Raw genomic sequence first — 4,208 nt, forward strand, 5'->3', positions numbered from 1 at the left:
GGTCATATGCAGGTGTGCCCCGAGCAAGGACAGTTCCTGTTCTTTCTGGTGAAGATGCTAAAGGCGCGATCCGTTCTAGAAATTGGTGTTTTCACCGGCTATAGCAGTCTGTGTATGGCCAAGGCATTACCTGATGACGGTGTGCTGCTTGGGCTGGATAATCAAAAGAAATTCACCGACATTGCCGAGGCTTTTTGGCTCGAGGCTGGTGTCGAAGACAAAATCGAACTTCGTCTGTGTGATGCCTTGGCTGAAGTCAGCAGATTACAGGATAAGGGACTTGAATTTGACCTTATTTTTCTTGATGCAGATAAAGAACGATATCCGGAATATTACGAGGCTTGCCTCAAGATTTTGAAGCCGAATGGTTTACTGGTGATTGATAATGTTCTTTGGTATGGGAACGTTGCCAAGCCATCGGTGCAAGAGCCGATTACAGATGCCATTCGTCGATTGAATGAAATTGTGGTCAAAGACAAGCGTGTGGAAATGGCCACGCTTCCCTTTTCGGATGGAATGACACTGGTGCGTAAAAAAGACATCTAAGTGCTTATGTAGATAGATCTTTAAGGGCCTGCACTATTCTGGCAAAGGCTTCAGCTGCCCTTGGGCTGCTGTTGCGGGCACGTAGCCAACCATGCATTAAACCGGGTTCGGTAATGGACTTTACCTGAACGCCAGCGGCTTTTAATTTATCTGTGTAATCTGGTCCATCATCTGCCAAGGGGTCAAGCGCTGCTGCACTGATGAAAGCGGCGGGAAGCTTTGAAAAATCGTCAGCCTGAGCCGGAAATATTTTAAAATCTTGCTTGTCTTCTTCGGTAGCTTTGTGTCCGAGATAATAATCGATGAAGTTATCTAAATCAGGTGTGCTGAACAGAGGCGCTTGTGCCTGCGTGGTACGTGAAGGCAGGTTTTCACTTGTCAGAGCCGGATAAATCAGCAGCTGACCTTTGAGAGACGGGGAATTGAAGCCAAGAAGGTTGATGTCACGAGCGATAAGAGCAACGCTTGCCGCCAGCGAAGCGCCAGCTGAATCACCTCCGATGATTAAACAATCACTATCAGCGCCAAAAATTTCCGGATTTTCTGTGATGGCCTGATACACGGCCCAGCAATCATCCAAAGCGGCGGGATACACATGCTCAGGGGCCAGACGATAATCGACAGCAATAACCTGTATCTTAGCCTGACTGGCAAGATCAGCCGTAATGGCATCGTGACTATCCAGATCACCCAGAACCCAACCGCCCCCATGAAAATACAAGAGAGTTGGATGTTTTTCAGCCGCATTTGGAGCTGTTTCTTCAACCGTGTGGGTGGAGATCGATTCAATGGGGCGATAAACCCGGATAGGAATGTCACCTTCCGGGCCTTCGACAGCGCCTTCCAAAACCCTGAGGTTATTGGGGTGAGGGGTATTGTAATGCTGACACATCAGATTATAGCTGGCTCTGATGTCGTTCAGATCGCTTGTTCCCGGTGTGGAAAAACTATCTGAGACAGAGACAAATTGCTGAAGCTCTTTATCCAACCCCTCACTCATAGACATACCTTTGAAAAATTAAAGTGTTTTAGAGAATACAGTGTTTCGCGAAATCAGTGGCTTCATTCGCTGACCAATCACCTTTTGGCTTTTCTTTTAGGGCATCACACCATTCCTGGCTGCCAACTTCTGGAGAGCAGGCGCTAAGGCCTGTGATGAAAAGTGTTGCAAGAGCAAGTTTTAAATAGGTCATAAATTCCCCTAGAATAGATAGAGTATGGATAAAGGATAAAACTGTGCGCATGATAAGTCAGAAAAACGTTTGGCGCTACCTCGTGTTTATACTTAAACGGAAAAGATCTTTTTTTAACAGTACTGTACTGATCGAAAAGTATTAGAGATCTAATGTCAGGGGTGATGTTTTCGCCCTGGAACAACAAATCATGATTTGCTTATTCTCTTGTTTTTCTGCTTCGGTTAAAATCATATCGCGATGGTCCGCTTCGCCGTCGATAAGACCTGTTTCACAGGTGCCGCAGATGCCTTCGCAACACGCATGTTCAATGAAGATTCCGTTTTCCTCTAGAACGCTCAAAATACTTTTATCTGCGGGAATTTTAAACACGCGGCCAGTGCTCTGAATGATTACTTCGAAGCTATCGTCATCTTCTTGTGGCCCGGTGTCTTCACTCGTGGAGAAATGCTCAAACCGGACACTTCCTTCTGGCCAGGAAATGGTCGCAGATTTCACCGCATCCATCAGACCTGAAGGGCCACAGCAATATATCTGAACGTTTGGTTCTGGACGACCGAATAACGCTAATGTGTTGAGGGGACCATGAACATCATCATAGGAAAGCACGACATGCTTTGAGAGTTCTGTCGACCTAAGCTCCTCTATAAAAGCAGCCCGTTGCTCATTGCGACATGCGTAATAGAGTTGAAAAGGCTTACCGATGGCTTTCAAGCGGCGTGCCATGGACATGATCGGGGTTATGCCAATCCCACCTGCGATGAGCTTGTATCGCTGTGCTGTTTCATCCAGCTGGAAGTGATTGCGCGGTGAAGAGATTTCAATTTCATCACCAACCTTAAATTGATCGTGGATGAGACAGGATCCGCCACGACCTTGTTCTTCTTTCTGGATACCTACCACGTATCGGTTTTTCTCTTCTGCAGAGTTCGATAATGAGTATTGCCTGATTAGGTTATTGGGCAGGAAAAAATCAATATGCGCGCCGGGCGTAAAGGGGGGGAGAGAGGCGCCATCAGGGCTGACGAGTTCGTATGTTTTGATGTTGAGGGCTTGATCCTTGATTGCATTAATAAGAACCTTGATCCTCTGTGTCATGGCCTCACTTGCTCCTGAAATATTTATTTTATAGGTATGCCGTTATGAGGCAAAGTACAATACACTACGCTGGCTGACTACAGCATACTTTGTATTAAGTGCTTGTTTCCGTAATCAATTTTCATCCTATGTTTGTAACTCATTATTCTTGAGTATCAGATGAATAGACACTTTCTTCACAGGTTTCCTGTGTTAACCTGACGGCATGAATGCGGAAAAAAATAGATTGAGAAAGTGGGGGCGTCGGCTCCTGTGGTGTGGTGCCGTGATGCTTTTGATCGGTGGCACTGTAATCTATTATCGCCTCCCTCTTGCTCAGTATCTATTGGATCAGACAGCAGATAATTTGGCCCTCCCCGGTTTTGCTGCCAAGGTTTCGGAAGTCTCGCATCGTGAAATTATCATTGAGAACGTGATCGTTGGCGACGAGCGCGAGATTACGCTTGATCATCTCGCCTTGACATATGACTTGATTGATTTGTGGCACGGTGGTGAGCTCGCGGTTGATTTAGACGGTTTGTCCTTGTCGATTGATGTTACCGGGCAGCGGCCTGTTTTCGGATCTCTGGACGGGTTGTTTGTGGGGGGAGGAGAGACAGAGGCTCAATCTTCCTTACCAATACTCCCTTTTAGACCTGCGCTTAAAATCAATAACAGCATGCTTCAAGTCATGACTGATCTGGGGGCGGCACAGTTGCCCTTTGCTGTCGAAATCAGGGGGCAGTCGGAAGATAATGTGCAGGGGTGGGTTAGTTTTGAGGGCGGCTATTTAGCAGACTACGAACCAGAAGAGCTTTACCTCGGGGCTATTTTTTCTAGCTCTGACTTACAAATTGACTGGGATATTAAGTGGCAGAAAGTTGGGGTTTCCGGCGAAGGTGCAGCCTCTTTTTTTCTGGATGATCCGGGGCTTAATTGGAATGTTTTTGGGGATATAACAGGAAATATACCAAAAGCCTTTTTGCCTTCTGATGTAGTGAGAACCCGGGTTAAGGTAAAGCTTGACGGTGTTGGACAAATTGATTTGGGGGCGAGCCAACCCTCAACGTGGCGCGAAGCAATTAGTCCCTTGGTACTTAATTTGGAGCAAGCGACGGCTGGACTGACGTCAGATGTTTGGGCCGAAGGGCAGTTGGCTTCTGGGGTCAAATTTGATGGTCAGATACCTTTGAAGCTTATGCAAAAAGGTCCAGAGACTAAAATTGGCTTAGGTGATTTGGGGCAGTTTAATGTAACGAATTTGTCTGCGGACGATACGATTCCTCCTGAAATAAAACAAATGTTTGGCTCGTCGTTATCGGGGGAAATCGATCCTGCTGAAACTGAACTCACCTTTACTATGAACAATGAACGGCCTGTCGCAGGTAGGAT

At 46.6% G+C, this 4,208-nt stretch carries 5 protein-coding genes; 2 read left to right on the top strand and 3 right to left on the bottom strand.

Annotation, left to right across the window (positions count from 1 at the left end; genetic code table 11):
* Window positions 1-546, top strand: a 546-nt coding sequence (locus Q0241_RS06575) for a class I SAM-dependent methyltransferase (RefSeq protein ID WP_299374965.1), incomplete at its 5' end; no start/stop codon positions are given.
* A 4-nt stretch (window positions 547-550) separates the two neighbouring features.
* On the opposite strand, the gene Q0241_RS06580 is transcribed toward Q0241_RS06575, so the two are convergent.
* From Q0241_RS06580 to Q0241_RS06590, 3 genes are all read right to left on the bottom strand, one after another.
* On the bottom strand, window positions 551-1,546 hold the full coding sequence (locus Q0241_RS06580) for an alpha/beta hydrolase (protein ID WP_299374967.1): 996 nt from the start codon (window positions 1,544-1,546) through the stop codon (window positions 551-553).
* Window positions 1,547-1,574: 28 nt separating this feature from the next.
* Window positions 1,575-1,739 (bottom strand): DUF3012 domain-containing protein, encoded by a 165-nt coding sequence (locus tag Q0241_RS06585; protein ID WP_299374969.1) that lies wholly within the window; start codon window positions 1,737-1,739, stop codon window positions 1,575-1,577.
* 141 nt (window positions 1,740-1,880) lie between these two features.
* Entirely contained in the window at window positions 1,881-2,837 is a 957-nt protein-coding gene (locus tag Q0241_RS06590) for a PDR/VanB family oxidoreductase (RefSeq protein WP_299374971.1), read from the bottom strand.
* A gap of 226 nt (window positions 2,838-3,063) precedes the next feature.
* Here Q0241_RS06590 and Q0241_RS06595 point away from each other — a divergent pair.
* A partial coding sequence (locus Q0241_RS06595; protein ID WP_299374973.1) for a hypothetical protein occupies window positions 3,064-4,208 on the top strand: 1,145 nt, incomplete at its 3' end.

The organism is uncultured Kiloniella sp. (assembly GCF_937128705.1).
Taxonomy (GTDB): Bacteria; Pseudomonadota; Alphaproteobacteria; order Kiloniellales; family Kiloniellaceae; genus Kiloniella.

Excerpts from the sequence above, each read along its gene's own strand:
- Q0241_RS06585 (WP_299374969.1), bottom strand. The coding sequence starts at position 1,739 with ATGACCTATTTAAAACTTGCTCTTGCAACACTTTTCATCACAGGCCTT.
- Q0241_RS06580 (WP_299374967.1), bottom strand. The coding sequence starts at position 1,546 with ATGAGTGAGGGGTTGGATAAAGAGCTTCAGCAATTTGTCTCTGTCTCA.
- Q0241_RS06590 (WP_299374971.1), bottom strand. The coding sequence starts at position 2,837 with ATGACACAGAGGATCAAGGTTCTTATTAATGCAATCAAGGATCAAGCC.